Source organism: Rhodococcus sp. NPDC004095, from assembly GCF_053604015.1.
In genome coordinates this window covers 42,365-63,130 of the sequence record NZ_JBSGGS010000004.1, presented here as the reverse complement: position 1 = coordinate 63,130, position 20,766 = coordinate 42,365, and the positions used below count along the sequence as shown (strand labels likewise).

The window sequence follows — 20,766 nt, the reverse complement described above, 5'->3', positions numbered from 1 at the left end:
GCGGCGCTGCACAACCTCTACGGGCCGACCGAGGCGTCCGTCGACGTCACGTTCCACCAGTACACGCCGGCCGACACCGCCACGGTGCCGATCGGTGCCCCCGTCTGGAACACCCAGCTGCACGTGCTCGACGGCCGGCTCCGTCCGGTCCCGCTCGGTGTCGCGGGTGAGCTGTATCTGGCGGGCGCCCAGCTCGCACGCGGGTACGTCGGACGCGCCGACCTGTCGGCGGACCGGTTCGTCGCCAGCCCGATGGCCGACGGTCAGCGGATGTACCGCACCGGTGACCTCGTCAAGTGGGTCGAAGGCTCCACCGGCGGACTCGAACTGGTGTACCTGGGGCGGACCGACTTCCAGGTCAAGCTGCGCGGTCTGCGGATCGAGCTCGGCGAGATCGAGTCGGTGCTCCTCGAACAGCCCGAGGTCGCGCAGGCGGCCGTTCTCGTGCGCGAGGACATTCCGGGCGCACAGCAGCTCGTCGCCTACCTGACCGCGGCCCCGGGCGCGGCCCCGCAGGTCGACACGCTGACCTCGGCGCTGTCCGCGAGGCTGCCCGAGTACATGGTGCCGTCGGTGCTGATAGTCCTCGACTCGTTGCCGCTCAACGCATCCGGCAAGCTCGACCGCAAGGCGCTGCCCGCACCGGACCTCACCGACCGGGCGGAGACCTACCGGGCGCCGAGCACCCCGACCGAGACCGTGCTGTGCCGGCTGGTGGCCGAACTGCTCGGCCTGGACCGCGTCGGCGTGGACGACTCGTTCTTCGCGCTCGGCGGCGACTCGATCATGGCCATCCAGCTGGTCTCCCGGGCCAAGCGGGAGGGCATCGTGCTCAAGCCCGCGCTCGTGTTCGAGCACAAGACGATCGCGGCCCTCGCACGGGTCGCGGCGGTCGGTGCCGACGCGGTCACGCTCGAGGAACTGCCGGGCGGCGGCATCGGTGAGCTGCCGCTCACCCCGATCGTGCACTGGATGATCGAGCATCTTCGGGAGTTCGACGAGTTCTCGCAGGCCGTGATGCTCACGCTGCCCGCGGGCATCACCGAGAGCGACCTGCACGCCACCGTGCAGACCGTGCTGGATCACCACGACATGCTGCGCTCGCGTCTGGTGGGCGCAGGCGACGGCGGCCACCTCGCGGTCACCGGCGTCGGGTCGGTGTCCGCGGACGCGGTCATCACCCGGGTTCGGGTGGCCGACGCGCCCGGCTCGGCCGGGTTCGGCGCTCGCGCCGAGGCCGAGATGCGTGCCGCGGCACGCCGCCTCGACCCCGAAGCCGGGTCGATGGTGCAGTTCGTCTGGCTCGACACCGAGCCGTCCGGTGCGGGCCGGCTGCTCGTGCTCGCCCATCACCTGGTGGTCGACGGTGTCTCCTGGCGTGCCCTGGTGCCGGATCTGGCTCTGGCCTGGGTCCGGGCCACGCAGGGCGACGGGCCCGAGCTGTCCGCCGTGGGCACCTCGTTCCGGCGCTGGGCCCACGGCCTGGCCGACGCCGCCGCCGATCGCGTCGTCGAACTGCCGCTGTGGCGGTCCGTGCTGGACGGCCCGGACCCGCTGCTCGGTGCCCGCGCGCTCGATCCCGAGGCCGACACCGTCTCGAGCCTCGCCGACCTGAGGGTCGAACTCGACTCCGGTGTCGCGGAGGCGGTGCTCGGGCGGGTGCCCGCGATGGTGCACGGCACCCCGAACGACGGACTGCTCACCGCGCTCGCGCTGGCGGTCGCGAAGTGGCGGCGGGATCGGGGCGTCGACGCGCCCGGTGCCGTCGTCACCCTCGAGGGCCACGGCCGCGAGGAACAGGCCGTGCCCGGCGCGGACCTCGCCAACACGGTCGGCTGGTTCACCACCGCGTTCCCCGTGCGGCTGGACCTCGACGGCATCGACCTCGACGAGGCGTTCGCCGGCGGTGCCGCGGCCGGAGACGCGATCAAGCGGGTCAAGGAACAGCTGCTCTCGATCCCGGACCACGGCATCGGCTACGGCCTGCTCCGCTACCTGAACGCGGACACCGCCGCCGAGTTGCGGGAACTGCCGGCACCGCAGATCGGGTTCAACTACCTCGGCCGTGTCGCGACCGCCGAGGTCGGTGGCGACGCCGCCTGGGTCCCGGACACCGAATCGGGCAGCCTCGGTGGCGTGCGCGACGCGGGCATGACCGCACCGGTGATCCTCGACATCAACGCATCCGCGGTCGACACCGCCGACGGCACCCGCCTCGGTGCCACCTTCTCGTACGCGACCGGCGTCCTCGACGGCGCCGACGCGCAGGCCATTGCGGACCTGTGGGTCGCGGCACTGACCGCGCTCAGCGAGTACTCCGCCACCCCGGGCGCAGGCGGCCTGACCCCGTCGGACCTCCCGCTGGTCCCGCTGGACCAGGCCGGGGTCGAGCACCTCGAGGCCCGCCACCCGGGTCTGGCCGACGTGTGGTCCCTCTCGCCGCTGCAGGAGGGATTGCTCTTCCACGCGCAGTTCGCGGGTGAGCACCTCGACGCCTACCTAGTGCAGACGGTGCTCGATCTCGAGGGCACCGTCGATCCGCAGCGACTGCGGGCGGCCGGGCAGGCGTTGCTGCGTCGCCACGCGAACCTGCGGGTCGCGTTCGACACCGCCTCCGGCGAACCGGTGCAGATCGTTCCCGCCGAGGTCGAGCTGCCGTGGCAGACAGTCGATCTGGCTGCGTCGCCGGATCCCGATGCGGCGTTCGCCGACCTGCTGCGGCAGGACCGGGCGCGCGGGTTCGACATGGCGACCGCGCCGCTGATCCGGTTCACGCTCGCCGACCTCGGCCAGGGCCGGTACCGGATGGTCTCGACCAACCACCACGTGCTGCTCGACGGCTGGTCGACGCCGCTGCTGCTCAAGGATCTGCTGTACCTGTACGCCACCGGCGGTGACGCATCGACGATGCCGCCTGCGGGCGAGTACCGCGACTTCCTTGCGTGGCTGGCCGGCCGTGACCTCGACGCCTCCACCGCCGCGTGGAAGGACGCGTTCGCCGGTCTCGACGAGCCGTCGCTGCTCGCGCTCGGGGAGGGCGACGGCTCGGTGGAGTCCACCGACCTGTCCCGTTTCGCGTCCGCGGAGCTGACCGCGGACCTGACCGCGCTCGCTCGCAGGCACGGCGTCACCCTGAACACCGTCGTGCAGGCGGCCTGGGGCATCGTGCTGTCGGCGCTCACGTCCCGCACCGACGTGGTGTTCGGGTCGACCGTCTCCGGTCGTCCCGCGGATCTGCCCGGCGTCGAGTCGATGATCGGTCTGTTCATCAACACCCTGCCGGTGCGGGTGGCACTCGACCCGGCCGAGACGCTGACCGGCCTGCTCGAGCGGGTCCAGGTCGAACAGGCCGATCTGCTCGATCACCACTACGTGGGCCTGTCGCAGATCCAGCACACGGTCGGCGCCGCGGCGTCGTTCGACACCCTGACCGTGTTCGAGTCCTACCCGGTGGATCAGGACGCGCTCGCCCAGGCCGCCGACATCGACGGCATGCGGGTGACCGGGCTGCGCGGCATGGACTCCACGCACTACCCGTTGACCCTGGTCGCCAGCGTCGCAGACCGGCTGCACCTGCAGCTGAAGTACCTGACCGGCGTGTACACCGCCGCCGAGGTGCAGACCCTGCTCGACCGGGTGCTTCGGGTGCTGACCGCATTCGCGGACGCGCCGGACCAGCGGGTTGCCGCGCTCGACGTGCTCGGTGTGGCCGAGCGTGAGCAGGTGCTGACCGCGTGGGTCGATCCGGGTGTCGCGACGCCGACGGGCACGCTGCCCGCCGCGTTCGCGCGGCAGGCGGCGGCGTACGTGGACCGCACCGCGGTGGTTGCTGCCGGCGAGCGGTTGTCGTACGGCGAGCTCGCGGAGCGGGTGAACCGACTCGCCCGCGTGCTGATCGCCGAGGGCGTCGGGCCGGAGTCGATGGTCGCGGTCGCGATGCCGCGTACCGCCGACCTGGTGGTCGCCCTGCTCGCGGTGCTCACGGCCGGCGGCGGCTACGTGCCGGTGGATGTCACCTACCCGCAGGACCGGCTGGCGTACATGCTCGCCGACTCGAAGCCGGTGGTCGTGCTCTCCACCGCCGCGGACGTGGACTCGTTGCCGGACAACGACATTCCGAAGCTGCTCCTGGACTCCACGGAGCTGGCGGCCCGGATGTCGCAGGTGTCGGCCGCGCCGGTCACCGACACCGAGCGGGTTGCGGCGTTGTCGCCGCAGCACCCGGCGTACGTGATCTACACGTCCGGTTCCACAGGTCGCCCCAAGGGCGTCGTGGTGCCGCACGTGGACGTGCTCACCCTGATGGCGAACACGCAGACCAAGTTCGGGTTCGACGAGACCGACGTGTGGACCATGTTCCACAGCTACGCGTTCGACTTCTCGGTGTGGGAGCTGTGGGGTCCGCTGCTGTTCGGCGGCGAACTGGTCATCGTCGACTACCTGACCTCGCGCTCGCCGGAGGAGTTCCTGGAACTGCTGCGGCGGGAACGGGTGACGGTGCTCAACCAGACGCCGTCGGCGTTCTACCAGCTCGCGGAAGCGGACCGGGTTGCAGGGGAGAGGTCTGTCTCCGGCGCGGGGGACAGGTCTGTCTCCGATCAGCTGAGCCTGCGGTACGTGATCTTCGGTGGCGAGGCCCTCGACCTCGGCCAGCTCGAGCGGTGGTACGAGCGGCACGACGAGCAGTCTCCGCGCCTGGTGAACATGTACGGCATCACCGAGACCACGGTGCACGTGAGCTTCCTGTCCCTCGACCGCGAGTTCGCGCGGGAGTCGAAGGCCAGCGTCATCGGTCGCGGCCTGCCGGGCATGGGTGTGTACGTGCTCGACGCGCGGCTGCAGCCTGCGCCGGTCGGTGTGGTCGGCGAGATGTACGTCCACGGTGGGCAGTTGGCGCGCGGCTACCTCGGTCGCCCCGACCTGACGTCGGACCGTTTCGTGGCGAACCCGTTCGCGACCGGGGCGACGGGGAATGTTGCTGTCGGGGATCGGATGTACCGCACCGGCGACCTGGCGCGCTGGAATGCCGACGGTCAGCTGGAGTACCTGGGGCGCAGTGACTTCCAGGTGCAGCTGCGCGGCTTCCGGATCGAGCTCGGCGAGATCGAGTCGGCGCTGCTGCGCTACGAGGGTGTCGCGGCGTCCGCGGTGCTGGTGCGCTCCGACGAGCACACCGGTGACCGTCTCGTCGGCTACGTCGTCCCCGAGGCCGGTGTCACCGTCGATGCGGATGCGGTACTGGCGTTCGTCGGCGAGTTCCTCGCCGCGTACATGGTGCCGTCGGCGCTCGTCGTGCTCGACGAGTTCCCGCTGACCGCGAACGGCAAGCTGGACCGCCGCGCTCTGCCCGCCCCGGACTTCCTCTCCGCGGCAACCGAGTTCGTCGCCCCCCGGACCCCGGTGGAGGAGGCGATCGCCGCGGTCTTCTCGGAGGTGCTCGGCGCCGAGCGTGTGGGTGTCCACGACAGCTTCTTCGACCTCGGCGGCAACTCTCTCGTCGCGACCCGAGTGGTCGCCCGCGCGAACGCCGCCCTCGACGCCCGCGTCGGCGTCCGGGACCTGTTCGAGGCGCCGACCGTCGCCGAGCTGGCGCAGCGGTTCGAGCACGCCGATCGTGCCGACCGCCCGGCGCTCGTCGCGGGCCCGCGCCCCGACCGGGTGCCGCTGTCGCTGGCCCAGCAGCGGATGTGGTTCCTGAGCCGCTTCGATCCGGAATCCCCGGCCTACAACATCCCGATGGCGGTGCGACTGTCCGGCGAGCTGGACACCGACGCGCTGGCCGCGGCCGTGCGCGACGTCCTGGCCCGGCACGAGTCGCTGCGGACCGTGTTCCCCGACTCCGTCGACGGCCCGGCTCAGGTGGTCGTCCCGGCCGCCGAGGTCGAGTTCGACCTCGCCCCGGTCGCGGTGCCGGAGGCCGAGCTGGCCGCCGCCGTCGTCGCCCTGCTGTCCACCGGCTTCGACGTCACCGCCGCCCCGCCGGTGCGGGCCCGGCTGCTCGCCGTCGACGCCGCAGGAGTGGAGTCTGCGGAACGACCCGCAAGCACCGAGCACGTGCTGGTGATGGTGGTGCACCACATCAGCGCCGACGGCATGTCCATGGCGCCGCTCGCGCGGGACGTCATGATCGCGTACACCTCCCGCGTCAACGGGATTGCGCCGCAGTGGCTTCCGCTTCCGGTGCAGTACGCGGACTTCGCGATCTGGCAGCGCGCGCTGCTCGGGTCCGAGGACGACCCGCAGTCCCTCGCCGCGCAGCAGGTCGACTACTGGACCACCGCGCTCGCCGGGCTGCCGGATGCGCTGGACCTGCCCACCGACCGGCCGCGGCCGGCCGAGCAGTCGATGCGCGGCGGACGCCACATGTTCTCGATCGGCGAGGACACCCGCCGGGCCGTGCACGAGGTGGCGACCGCGCACGGCGCCACCCCCTTCATGGTGTTGCACACGGCACTGACGGTGCTGCTCTCGCGCCTGACCCGGGAGACCGACATCGCGATCGGCACTCCGATCGGTGGCCGCGGCGAGGCCGCGCTCGACGATCTCGTCGGCATGTTCGTCAACACGATCGTGCTGCGGGCACAGGTCGACGGTGACGACACGTTCGCGGACCTGCTCGCCCGCGTCCGGCACTCCGATCTCGGCGCGTTCGGGCACACCGACGTGCCGTTCGAGCGGCTCGTCGACGTGCTGAACCCGACCCGCTCGACCGCGCACCACCCGCTGTTCCAGGTGTCGCTGTCGCTGCAGAACCAGGACCGGGCCGAGTTCGAGCTGCCCGGCCTGACCATCAGCGCCCTCGACCCGGGTGCCGAGGTCACACAGTTCGACCTCGACCTGACGGTCGGCGAGGGCGTCGGCGAGGCCGGCGCACCGGACGGCATGTACGCGTACTTCACCTACGCGACCGACCTGTTCGACGAGTCGACGGTCGCCGGGTTCGCCGAGCGGTTCGTGCGGATCCTCGACGCCGCCGTCGCCGACCCGTCGCTGCGGGTCGGGGACGTCGACGTGCTCGCCCCGGCGGAGCGTGCGCAGGTGCTGCGGACGTGGAACGAGACCGCGACCGAGCTCGCGCCCGCGACGCTCGTGTCGTTGTTCGACGAACAGGTGGCCCGCACCCCGGACCGGGTCGCGGTGCTGTTCGAGGGAGAGCAGCTCACCTACGCCGAGTTCGACGCCGCCGCGAACCGACTGGCGCGGGAGCTCATCGACGCCGGTGTCGGACCGGAGAGCCTGGTCGGCCTCGCGATGCGTCGCTCGCTGGACCTGATGATCGGCATGTACGCGATCGTCAAGACCGGTGGCGCGTACCTGCCGCTCGACCCGGACCACCCGGCCGAGCGCACCGCCTACGTGCTCGCGTCCGCCGATCCGCGCATCGTGCTGACCACCACCACGGACGGTGTGGATCTGCCCGCCGACCGCACCGTGCTGTACGTCGACACCCTCGACCTCTCCGGTCGGGACGCGTCGCCGGTCACCGACGCCGAGCGGATCGCTCCGCTGCGTCCGGAGAACACCGCGTACGTCATCTACACGTCCGGCTCGACCGGGCGGCCGAAGGGCGTCGCGGTCGAGCACGCCGCGATCACCAACCAGACCCGCTGGATGCACGCCCACTTCGGCATGACCGCCGACGACCGGGTGATGCAGAAGGCGCCGATCACCTTCGACGTGTCGGTGTGGGAGTGTTTCGCCGCGCTGCAGGTCGGTGGCCGGGTGGTCGTGCTGCGCCCCGACGGGCACCGCGACCCCGAGTACCTGACCGAGGTGATGGCCGCCGAGGGCATCACCATTGCCGAGTTCGTGCCGTCGCTGCTCGAAATGCTGCTCGCCAGCCCCGACATGGGGGTGCCCGCCTCGATGCGGCACATCCTCGCCGGCGGCGAGGCACTGACCCCGCAGACCGCGCGGAAGATCGCCGATCTCGGTACCGCCGTGGAGAACACCTACGGTCCGACCGAGGCCGCGATCACCACGACCGCGTTCGACGCAGCCGAGGCCGGCGAGTGGATCGTCCCGATCGGCCGCGGGGTCTGGAACACCACCGCCTACGTGCTCGACGCGCGCCTGCAGCCGGTGCCCGTCGGCGTCGCCGGTGAGCTGTACCACGGTGGCGACCAGCTGGCCCGCGGCTACGTCGGCCGTCCCGACCTGACGGCGGACCGGTTCGTCGCGAACCCGTTCGAGGGCAACGGGTCCCGCTTGTACCGCACCGGCGACCTGGTGCGCTGGAATGCGAACGGGCAGCTGGAGTTCCTGGGCCGCACCGACTTCCAGGTGAAACTGCGCGGCCTGCGTATCGAGCTCGGCGAGATCGAGTCGGCGCTGCTGGCGCACCCGCGGGTCGAGCAGGCCGTCGTGGTGCTGCACAGCGACCCGCACACCGGCGACCAGCTGGTGGCGTACGTCGTCGGCGGAGGCGTCGAGCCCGTCGGCGCCGCCGACATCATCGACCCGGCCGAGCTCAAGGCGCACCTGGCGCAGCGGTTGCCGAGCTACATGGTCCCGGCGGCGTTCGTCGCGCTGGAGGAGATGCCGCTGAACGCCAGCGGCAAGTTGGATCGCCGCGCCCTGCCCGCCCCGCACATCGAGGTCGACCAGGCCGCCTATGTGGCGCCGCGTGGCCCCGTCGAGGAGATCGTCGCGGCGGTGTTCGCGGAGGTCGTCGGCCTCGACCGGGTCGGCGCCACCGACAGCTTCTTCGAACTCGGCGGCAACTCGCTGGTCGCGACGCGGGTGATCGCGCGCGTCAACGCCGCGCTCGGAACCGCCCTCGGCGTCCGCGCGCTGTTCGACGCGCCGACCGTCGCCGGTCTCGCGCAGCAGGTCGAACGTGCCGGTGCCGGCCACGCCCGGCCTGCGCTCGCGCCGCGCCCGCGTCCGGAGCGGATCCCGCTCTCGCTCGCACAGCAGCGGATGTGGTTCCTCAACCGGTTCGACACCGACTCGGCGGCGTACAACATCCCGCTCGCGGTGCGGCTGTCCGGTGACCTCGACGTCGCCGCCATGGCCGCCGCGGTCCGGGACGTCGTCGCTCGCCACGAGTCGATCCGCACGGTGTTCCCCGACTCGGCGGACGGTCCGCACCAGGTGATCCTCGGCGTCGACGACGTCCTCACCGAGCTGACCCCGATCGACGTCACCGCCGACGAGATCGTCTCGGTGGTGGGCGAATTCGCGGTCACGCCGTTCGACGTGACCGCGCAGGCCCCGGTCCGGGTCGCGCTGTTCCGGATCGCGGCCGACGAGCACGTGCTCGCGTTCGTCGTCCACCACATCTCCGGTGACGGATCGTCGACCGCGCCGCTGGCCCGCGACGTCATGGTCGCCTACCTCGCCCGCTCGACGGGTGAGGAGCCCGGCTGGGCGCCGCTCGAGGTGCAGTATGCGGACTACACGCTGTGGCAGCGGGAACTGCTCGGCGCCGAGGACGACCCGCAGTCCCTCGCGGCCGAACAGGTGGCGTACTGGACCGGCGCCCTGGCCGGGGTGCCCGAGGTGCTGGCGCTGCCGACCGACCGGCCGCGCCCGGCGGACCGCACCCAGCAGGGCGCGACCGCCGAGTTCGAGATCACCGCGCAGACGCACGAGCGGCTGCGGGCGATCGCCAAGGACAACGGCGCCACGCTGTTCATGGTGATGCACTCCGCGCTCGCGGTGCTGCTCGCCCGGCTGTCCGGCACCTCCGACATCGCGGTCGGCACCCCGATCGCCGGCCGCGGCGAACGCGCCCTCGACGACCTCGTCGGCATGTTCGTCAACACCCTGGTGCTGCGCACCGAGGTGGACGCAGCCCGTGGTTTCGATGCGCTGCTCGAGCAGGCCCGCGAGGTGGACCTGGGTGCGTTCGCCCACGCCGACCTGCCGTTCGAGCGGCTCGTCGACATCCTCGACCCGGCCCGCTCGACGTCGCACTCGCCGCTGTTCCAGGTGGTGCTTTCCACCGAGGACATCGGCGAGGAACGGTTCGAGCTGCCCGGGCTGACGGTCAGCGGCATCGCCGACGACACGCACGTCGAGAAGTTCGACCTGGAACTGTCGTACGCGGAGCGGGTCGACGCCGGCGGTCGCGCCGAGGGCATGACCGCCCGGTTCGGCTACGCCACCGACATCTTCGACGCCGCCACGGTGGAGCTGTTCACCGCGCGGATGGCCCGGATCCTCGACGCGATCGCCGCCGACCCGTCGGCACCGGTCGGGGACATCGAGATCCTCGGCGCTGCCGAGGCCGCGCAGTTGGCGCCGGTCCGCGGCGCCGCCGCCGTCGGTGTGGGCACCCTGCCCGAGCTGCTGGCCGCGGCCGCCGCACAGGATCCGGCCGCGACCGCGCTCGCCTTCGGCGACGTGACGGTCGGCTACCGGGAACTCGACGAGCGCTCGACGCGACTCGCCCGGATCCTCGTCGACCGCGGCGTCGGACCGGAGAGCTTCGTGGCCCTCGGGCTGTCCCGGTCCATCGAGTCGGTCACCGCGGTGTGGGCGGTCGCCAAGTCCGGCGCCGCGTTCCTGCCGGTGGACCCGAACTACCCGGCGGACCGGATCGCGCACATGCTCACCGACTCGGGTGCGCCGATCGGCATCACGGTCCGCGCGCACCGCGAGTCGTTCGACGACTCCATCGACTGGCTGGTGCTCGACGACGCGGACTTCACCGCCGAATGGGCCGGGCAGTCGGACGCGCCGATCACCGACTCCGAGCGCACCGCCCCGCTCGACGTCCGCAATGCGGCGTACCTGATCTACACCTCGGGTTCGACGGGTCTGCCCAAGGGTGTCGCGGTCACCCACCAGGGCCTGCACAACCTGGCCGCGGACGTACGCACCCGCTGCGCGATCACCCCGGCGTCCCGTGTGCTGCACGTGACCACGCCGAGCTTCGACGCGTCGATCATCGAGTACCTGATGGCCTTCGGCTCGGGCGCGGCCCTGGTGATCGCCCCGCCGGAGGTCTTCGGTGGTGCCGAGCTGACGGCGCTGATGCGGGACCAGGAGGTCACCCACGCCTTCATCACCCCGGCCGCCCTCGCGTCCCTGGACGAGAGTGCGCTGGACCGGCTGGAGATGGTCGGCACCGGCGGCGACGCCTGCCCGCCCGAACTCGCCGAGCGCTGGGCGCGCGGCCGTGCGATGTTCAACATGTACGGGCCGACCGAGTCGACGATCGCGGTCGTGATCGACGGCCCGATGGTCGCCGGCGAGCCGGTCGCGATCGGCACACCCACGGTGGGTGTCGAGGCGCTGGTGCTCGACGCCCGGCTGCGGCCGGTGCCGGTCGGCGTGCCCGGCGAGCTGTACGTCGCAGGTCCGGAACTGGCCCGTGGCTACCACGCGCGGGCCGGGCTGACCTCGGACCGCTTCGTGGCCAACCCGTTCGCGGTCGGGGCGAGCGGAGCGACGGGGAATGTCGCCGGTGCCCGGATGTACCGCACGGGTGACGTGGTCCGGTGGACCGGGGAGAGCTCCGCGCTGCGGCTGCAGTACCTCGGCCGGTCCGACTCCCAGGTCAAGGTCCGTGGCTTCCGCATCGAACTCGGCGAGATCAACGCGGCGCTGGCGTCCTACCCGGGAATCGACTTCGCGCACACCGCCGGTCACGTCGCCGAGTCCGGCGAGACCCATCTGGTCTCGTATGTGCTCGCGGCCCCGGGCGTCGACATCCGGGTCGCCGCGGTGTCCGAGCACATCGCCCGGACCCTGCCCGCGTACATGGTCCCGTCCGCGATCGTGGTGCTCGACGAGCTGCCGACGACCCCGGCGGGCAAGCTCGACACCCGGGCGCTGCCGGAGCCCGAGATCGTCACGGTCACCGGTGGATTCGTGCCGCCGCGGACCGCGACCGAGGAGATCGTCGCCGGCGTGTTCGCCGAGGTGCTCGGAGTCGGACGCGTCGGCTCGACGGACAGCTTCTTCGACCTCGGTGGCAACTCGCTGTCCGCGACCCGGGTCACCGCCCGCGTCGGTGCCGTGCTCGGTGCCACCCTCGGTGTGCGCCAGGTGTTCGACGCCCCGACCGTCGCCGCACTGGCCGCGTACGTGGACTCGGTTCGCACGCAGGGCGTCTCGCGCCCCGCGCTGGTGCCGGCGACCCGTCCGCAGCGGATCCCGCTCTCACTGGCGCAGCGGCGCATGTGGTTCCTCAACCAGTTCGACACCGACTCGGCGGCCTACAACATCCCGTTGGCCGTCCGGCTGTCCGGCGACCTCGACGTCGCGGCGCTGGCTCGCGCCGTCGCCGACGTCGTCGATCGGCACGAGACGTTGCGGACCGTGTACCCGGCGGTCGGCCGCGAGCCGTACCAGGTGGTGCTGCCGGCCGACGAGGTGATGCCTGCACTGGCGCCGCGTCCCGTCTCCGAGGAGAACCTGCTCGCCGCGGTGGTCGACTTCGCGTCCGGTGGATTCGACGTCACCGTCGCCCCGCCGCTGCGAATCGCCCTGTTCGAGACCGGGCCGAGCGACCGGGTCCTGGTCGTGGTCGTGCACCACATCGCCGGCGACGGTTCGTCCATGGCACCGCTCGCGCGTGACGTCATGGTCGCCTACGGCTCGCGGACCGCGGGCCTGCCGCCGCAGTGGACCGAACTGCCGGTGCAGTACGCCGATTTCGCGATCTGGCAGCGGGAGGTCCTCGGCGACGAGAACGATCCGCAGTCCCTCGCGGCACAGCAGATCGCCTACTGGCGGGAGGCGCTCGACGACCTGCCGACGCAGCTGGAACTGCCCACCGACCGGCCGCGGCCGCCGGTGCAGTCCCTGGCAGGCGACACCGTCGAGTTCAGCGTCGACGCCGACACGCACCGTGCACTGGTCGAGGTGGCCCGCGCCGGCGGCGCCAGCGTCTTCATGGTGATGCACGCCGCCCTGTCGGTGCTGCTCGCCGGGCTGTCGGGAACCACCGACATCGCCGTCGGCACCCCCTCGGCGGGCCGCGGCGACGCCGCGCTCGACGACCTGGTCGGCATGTTCGTCGGCACGCTCGTGCTGCGCGCCGAGGTCGACCCGGACATCACGTTCGCCGACCTGCTCGAAGCGGTCCGCGAAAGCGACCTCGGGGCGTTCGGCAACACCGACATCCCGTTCGAGCGGCTCGTCGAGGTGCTCGACCCCGAGCGGTCGACCGCGCACTCGCCGCTGTTCCAGGTGATGCTCACGTTCCAGAACCTGGAGCAGGCGAGCTTCGAGCTGCCCGGCCTGACGGTCGCCGCCGTCGAATCGGGTCCGGAACCGGCGAAGTTCGACCTGACCCTCGGCCTGCAGGAGACCTACCGTGAGGACGGTGCGCCCGCGGAGATCGCGGCGTCGCTGAGCTACGCCACCGACCTGTTCGACGCGTCCACCGTCCGCGGTTTCGCGGACCGGTTCCTGCGCGTGCTCGCGCAGGTGTCGGCGAACCCGGCGGTGCGCCTCGGCGACGTGGACCTGCTCGGTGCCGAGGAACGCGCCCGGGTTGCGGAGTTCGGCCGTGGTGCCGGCTCCGCGGTCGGGGAGGCCACGCTGCTCGGCCTGGTCGCTGCACAGGTCGCCCGGATCCCGGATGCGGCAGCCGTCGTCGACGGTGACCTGGAGCTGTCCTACCGCGACCTGGACGAACGCGCGAACGCCCTTGCCGCGCAACTGTCCTCGGCGGGTGCGGGTCGAGACGACGTGGTCGCGCTGGCGCTGGGCCGGTCGGTCGACTGGATCGTCGGCATGCTCGCGGCGTGGAAGGTCGGAGCGGGATACGCCCCGGTCGACCCGGCGCACCCGGTGGACCGAATCGCCGCCCTGCTCGCCGACACCGGCGCCCGTGCGCTGGTCGCGACAGCGGAGTGGATCGCGGCCGCGGGCCCCGGTGACACCCTCGCCGACGCCGCCGTCCTGGTGGTGGACGCGCGCGAGGCCGGCGAGACGGCGGCTCCCGCCGACGTGTGGTCCGAGCCGGGTGCCGGCGCGCGCCTCGGTTACGTGATCTCCACCTCGGGTTCCACCGGGCGGCCGAAACCGACCCTGGTGCCGATGGCCGGCATCGCCAACACCGTCGACTGGTATCGCCGCGAACTCGACCTGTCCGCCGGAGACGGTGTGCTCGTCGCGTCGTCGCCGAGCTTCGACCTGACCCAGAAGAACGTGTGGGCCGCGCTCGCGTCCGGTGCCACCGTCCATCTGGCGGGGGAGGGCTTCGACCCGGCGGCCATCCTCGGCATCATCGCCGCCAACGCGGTTGCGGTGGCGAACATGTCGCCGTCCGCGTTCGAGGCGGTCGTCGACGCCGACGCCGCGGGCGTGCTGGCGGGGCTGAAGATGCTGTTCCTCGGCGGCGAGGCCGTCAAGCTGACGCCGCTGCGCGCGCTGATCGACGGCGGACTGCGGGTGTTCAACAGCTACGGCCCGACCGAGGCGTCGGACGTCGTCTCCTTCCACGAGGTGGGTCGCGACGAGCGCGGCGCCGTGCCGATCGGTTCGCCGATCCCCGGGGTCGAGCTGTTCGTGCTCGACGACCGGCTCCGGCCGACTCCGATCGGGGTGGCCGGCGAGCTGTACGTCGGCGGCATCGCCGTCGGCCGCGGCTACGGCGCCATGTTCGGCCAGACGGCGGACCGGTTCGTCGCGAACCCGTTCGGCGACAGCGGTTCCCGGATGTACCGGACCGGTGACCTGGTGCGCTGGAGCAACTCCGGCGAGCTGGACTACCTGGGCCGCGCCGACTTCCAGGTCAAGCTGCGTGGTCTGCGGATCGAGCTCGGCGAGATCGAGGCGGTGCTGCACGAGCAGGACACCGTCGCGCAGGCGGCGGTGCTGGTACGGGAGGACAACCCCGGCCAGCAGCTGCTCGTCGGCTACGTGGTGCCCACCCCGGGTGCGGTCGTCGACGAGGCGGCGCTGATCGCGGCGCTCGGCCGACGTCTGCCGGACTACATGGTCCCCGCGGTGTTCGTCGGACTCGACGAGTTCCCGCTCAACCGCAGCGGCAAACTCGACCGCAAGGCGCTGCCCGCGCCCGACTTCGCGGCGCGTGTCCGCACCTCGCGGGCGCCGCGGACCGAGACCGAGAAGGTGCTCTGCGACCTGTTCGCGCAGCTCCTCGGCCTCGACTCGGTCGGCGTGGACGACTCGTTCTTCGCGCTCGGCGGCGACAGCATCCTGTCCATCCAGCTGGTCGCCCGCGCCAAGGCCGCAGGCATCGTCCTGACCCCGAAGATGGTGTTCGAGCATCGGACCGTGGCGGCGCTGGCCGCGGCGGCCGCCAGCGTCGAACTCGAGGTGCTCGAGGAACTGCCCGGCGGCGGTGTCGGCGAGATCCCGCTTTCGCCCATCGGGCACTGGATGATCGAGCACGGACGCAGCTACGACCGGTTCTCGCAGGCCGAGATCCTGACGCTGCCGCGGGACGTCGACCTCACCCACCTGACCGGCGCGGTGCAGGCGGTGCTCGACCACCACGACATGCTGCGCGCCCGGCTGACCGTCACCGACGGTGTCGGGGCCCTCGAGGTTCTCGAGGCCGGCACCGTCGACGCCGCGGACCTGGTGCACGCGGTGTCGTACGCGGACGACTTCGTCGCCGCCGCGGCACCGGAACTGGATGCGGCCGCGGACCGGCTCGACCCGGCCCGCGCCGTGATGCTGCAGGCGGTGTGGTTCGTTCCCGCCGACGAGCAGGCGCCCGGTCAGCTGATGCTGCTCGTGCACCATCTCGCGATCGACGGCGTGTCCTGGCCGATCCTCAGCGGCGACCTGGTCGCCGCGTGGGGTCAGCTCGCGCACGGTCAGTCGATCGAGCTCGCCCCGGTCGGCACCTCCGCGCGGCGCTGGGCGCACGGCCTCGTCGACGAGGCGCGGTCCGAGCGCCGGGTCGCCGAACTGGACATCTGGCGCGGCATCCTCGAGGGCCCGGACCCGGACCTCGGGTCGCGACCGCTCGATACGGCCCGCGACGTCGTCGCCACCGTCGAGGACCTGCACGTCGAGGTCCCGGCCGAGATCGCCGAGACGGTGCTCACCGTGCTGCCGCGCAAGTTCCACGGCACCGCCAACGACGGACTGCTCACCGCGCTCGCGATGGCGCTCGTCACCTGGCGCGCCGAGCGGGGCATCGACGAGACGACCGCACTGGTCAACCTCGAGGGCCACGGCCGCGAGGAGCAGGTGCTGCCCGGTGCGGACCTCTCGCGCACCGTCGGCTGGTTCACCACCCAGGTCCCGGTCCGCCTCGACCTGTCGGGCGTGGACCTCACGGCCGCGTTCACCGGCGGCGCCGACCTCGGCGTCGCGGTCAAGGCGGTCAAGGAACAGCTGCTCGCGGTTCCCGACCACGGCATCGGCTACGGCCTGCTCAGCCGGCTCAACCCCGAGACCGCCGAGGTCCTCGGCGGGTTCGCGGCGCCGCAGATCGGCTTCAACTACCTGGGCCGGCGCGGCACGGTATCCGACGAGCAGAGCTCGATGTCCGACGAGCAGAGCTCGGTGTCCGACGAGCAGAGCTCGGTGTCCGACGAGCAGAGCTCGGTGTCCGACGAGCAGAGCTCGGTGTCCGACGAGCAGCAGGCACGCGAGGGTTCGCAGGTCAACCTGGCCGGAGCCCGCAACGACGACATGGCCGTGCCCGCGGTGCTGGACGTCAACGCGATCGCGGTGGGCACCCCGTCCGGCGCGAAGCTGGTGGCCACCTGGTCGTACGCGACCGGACTGCTCGGCCGTGACGAGGTGCAGCGGTTCGCGGACCTGTGGGTCGAGGCGCTGACGGCACTGGCCGCGCACGCCGACCGTCCCGACGCCGGCGGCCGCACCCCGTCCGACTTCGAACTGGTCACCGTCGACCAGCGGCAGATCGAGAAGTGGGAGGCGCAGTACCCGGACATGTCCGACGTCTGGTCGCTCTCGCCGCTGCAGGACGGTCTGCTGTACCAGTCTCAACTGGCCGGCGACGACACGGACTACTACCAGGTCCAGATGATGCTGACCCTGACCGGCACGGTGGACGCCGACCGGATCCGGGCGGCCGGGCAGGCGCTGCTCGACCGGTACCCGAACCTGCGGGTTGCCTTCAGCTACGAGGGCGGCGTCGGCGCACAGATCGTTCAGCGCACCGTCACCCTGCCGTGGCGCACCGTCGACCTGACCTCGGTCCCGGTCACCGAGCGGGACGCGGCGCTGACCGAGTTGCTGGCCGCGGACCGCAGCGAGGGCTTCGACCTCGCCTCGGCGCCCCTGATCCGGTTCACCCTGGTCAAGCTTGCCGACGACGAGTACCGGCTGATGCTGCTCAACCATCACGCCCTGCTCGACGGCTGGTCCACGCCGCTGCTGTTGCGGGACCTGTTCGCGCTGTACGCCACCCGTGGCGACGCGACGCACCTGCCGCCGGCCCGTCAGTACCGGGATTTCCTGGCCTGGTTGTCCCGGCAGGACCGCGCGCACTCGCTCGAGGCGTGGCGGACCGCGTTCGAGGGCAGCGACGAGCCGACCATGGTGATCGGTGACAGCGGCGACGAACTCGGCGACTCGCACGAGCTCGCCGCCCACCTCGACACCGAGCTGTCCGACGCGCTGGTCGCTCTCGGCCGCGAACACGGGTTCACCATGAACACCGTCGTGCAGGCCGCGTGGGCGCTGGTCGTCGCGACCCTGACCGGACGCGAGGACGTCACCTTCGGCGCCACCGTCTCCGGCCGTCCGCCGCAGATCGACGGCGTCGAAGAGATGATCGGCCTGTTCATCAACACGCTGCCGGTTCGGGTGCGGCTCGACGTGACCGAGTCCGTGACGCAGCTGCTGTCGCGGCTGCAGGGGGAGCAGGCCGACCTGCTCGACCACCACTACGTCGGTATGGCGGAGATCCAGTCCGTCGCCGGCCAGGGCACGGTGTTCGACACCCTCGCGGTGTTCGAGTCGTACCCGGACGCCGGTGGCGCCGGGGGCGGCGACATCGACGGCATGACCGTTGCGGGAATGTCCGGCAGCGACTCGGTGCACTACCCGTTGGCACTGGTCGCGGAGTACGACGGCACGCTGGCGCTGCGTCTGAAGTTCCTCGACGGCGTCGTCTCGGTGGACCGGGCGCAGGAGGTCCTCGGATTCGTGACCCGCGCGGTCCAGGCGTTCGCCCGGGCTCCGCACACGGCACTGGCGTCGCTGGACCTGCTCGACCCGGCGCACCGCGCCGAGCTGGTGCCGGCCCACGGCCCGCAGGGCCACGGGTTCCGCAGCCTGCCGGACGTGCTCGCCGCCGCCGTCGCCGTGGATCCGACCGCGCTCGCCCTGATCGAGGGCGACGAGGCGCTGACGTATCGGGACCTCGACGAGCGGTCGAACCGGGTCGCCCGGCTGCTGCTCGAATCCGGTGTCGGTACCGAGAGCGTCGTCGCGATCGCGCTGTCCCGGTCGATCGAATCGGTCACCGCGATCTGGGCGACCGCGAAGGCGGGGGCCACGTTCCTGCCGATCGACCCGAGCTACCCGGCGGATCGCATCGAGCACATGCTCACCGACTCCGGTGCAGTGCTCGGGTTGACGATCGGTGCCCACCGCGACGGCCCGCACGCCGGGTTGCCGTGGATCGTCCTGGACGACGCCGACGTTGCGGCGCGGCTCGGGGAGACGGCCTCGGCCCCGATCACCGATGCCGACCGCACCCACCCGGTGCGCCCGGCCTCGGCGGCGTACATGATCTACACCTCCGGATCGACGGGCCTGCCGAAGGGCGTCGTGGTCACCCACCGCGACCTGTTCACCACCGCCGAAGAGGCGCGCACGCGCTTCCACATCGAGGCCGGCGACCGGGTGCTGCACGTGATCTCGCCGAGCTTCGACGCGTCCGTGCTCGAATACCTGATGGCGTTCGGATCGGCCGCGACGATGGTCGTGGCGCCGGCGTCGGTGTTCGGTGGCGCCGACCTGGCCGACCTGATCCGCAAGCAGCACGTCACCCACACCTTCATGACGCCCGGTTCGCTGGCGTCCGTCGACCCCGACGGACTCGACGAACTCCGGGTCGTGGTGGTCGGTGGCGAGGCGTGCCCCGCGGACCTGGTGACCCGGTGGGCACCCGGCCGGACGTTCGTCAACGCGTACGGTCCGACCGAAACGACGATCTGGGTCACCGCCACCGGAGGACTGCAGTCCGGGGAACACGTCACGATCGGTGGCCTGCTGGCCGGCGTCGGAGCCGTCATCCTCGACCGGCAGCTGCGGCCGGTACCCGCCGGTGTTCCCGGCGAGCTGTACGTGTTCGGCACGTCGCTGGCCCGTGGCTACCACCGCCGCGCGGGTCTCACGTCCGAGCGGTTCGTGGCAAACCCGTTCGGTGCACCCGGCGAGCGGATGTACCGGACCGGCGACGTCGCGCAGTGGATCCCCGGCGACGGCGACGATCGGTGGATCGTCGACTACCTGGGTCGCTCCGACTTCCAGGTGAAGGTCCGTGGTTTCCGGATCGAGCTCGGCGAGATCGAGTCGGCGTTGACCGCGCACCCGAGCGTGGAATTCGCACACGTGATCGGTGTGCCCGGTCCCGGCGGCGCGACCGCGCTGGCCGCATACGTGCTGCCCGTGGACGGTGCCGAAGTCGACCCGGTGACGCTCACCGCGTTCGTCGGGGAGGGGCTGCCCGCGTACATGGTTCCGGCGGCGATCGTGCCGATCAGCGAGATCCCGCTGACCGGCGCAGGAAAGATCGACCGCAAGGCACTGCCGGAACCCCAGTTCGCGGAGCGGGCGCCGTACGTCGCTCCCGGCACACCGACCGAGCGGATCGTCGTCGAGGCGTTCGAGGAGGTGCTCGGTGCCGACGGCGTCGGCATCGACGACGGCTTCTTCGATCTCGGTGGCCACTCGCTGCTCGCCACCCGCCTGGTCGCCATGGTCGGCGACCGAGCCGGGGTGCGCGTGCCGCTGCAGTGGATGTTCACCGACCCGACCCCGCGCCGCATCGCCGAACGCATCGACGCCGCCCGCGCCGGATCGACCGAGGGCGAGGCCGCACTGCAGGTGATGCTGCCGCTGCGCAGCGCCGGGTCGCAGCCGCCGCTGTTCTGCGTGCACCCGTTCGTCGGCCTGTCCTGGTCGTACGGCGGGCTCGCGCAGCACCTGTCCGCGGACCGCCCGGTGTACGGCATCCAGTCGCCGGCACTGTCCGGTGGGGTCCTGCCCGACACGATCGAGGACATCGCGGAGCTGTACGTCGAGCAGATCCGCGCGGTCCAGCCGGAGGGCCCGTACCACCTGCTCGGCTGGTCGTTCGGTGGTGTCGTCGCGCACGCGATGGCCGTCCGGCTGCGGGCACTGGGCGAGCGGGTGGAGTCCCTCGTCATGCTCGACAGCTTCCGCGACCTCGTCGAGGTCGGATCGGTCGCGGCCGCCGACAACATGGGCGAGGTCGTCGCCGGACTCGGGTTCGGCATCGATCTCGGGCCCGATCCGGCGGAGCTGACCCCGCAGCGGCTGCTGGAACTGCTGCAGGCGGTGCCGGGCTTCCCGGCGTCGCTGACCGCGGCGGACCTCGACCGGATCCTCGCCAGCGCCGGGCGCGCCGGGGACCTCATCGAGGCGTACGCCCCGCAGCGGTACGACGGACGGGTGGACTTCTTCGCCGCCCGGCGCGGGGACCTCGGCCACCTCGACGGGGCTGCACAGTGGTCCGAGTTCGTCGGGGCCACCGTCATCCACGACGTCGATTCCGACCACAACGGAATGACGACGCCGCGGGCGCTGGCGCAGATCGGGCCAGTGCTCGACGGGATCCTGCGCGAGCGGGACTGACACCCGGGCACAGAAAGGGCCCCA

Annotated in this window: 1 protein-coding gene (running past one end of the window); it reads left to right on the top strand. The window is 71.9% G+C overall.

Annotated elements, in window-relative coordinates; translation table 11 throughout:
• Positions 1–20,742 carry the final stretch of a non-ribosomal peptide synthase/polyketide synthase gene (locus tag ACWEPG_RS08875; protein WP_452594273.1) on the top strand. 22,803 nt of this gene lie to the left of the window's left edge, so only the last 20,742 of its 43,545 coding nucleotides appear in the window; its start codon lies beyond the left edge, outside the window; it ends in the stop codon at positions 20,740–20,742.
• The last annotated feature ends 24 nt before the right edge of the window (positions 20,743–20,766 follow it).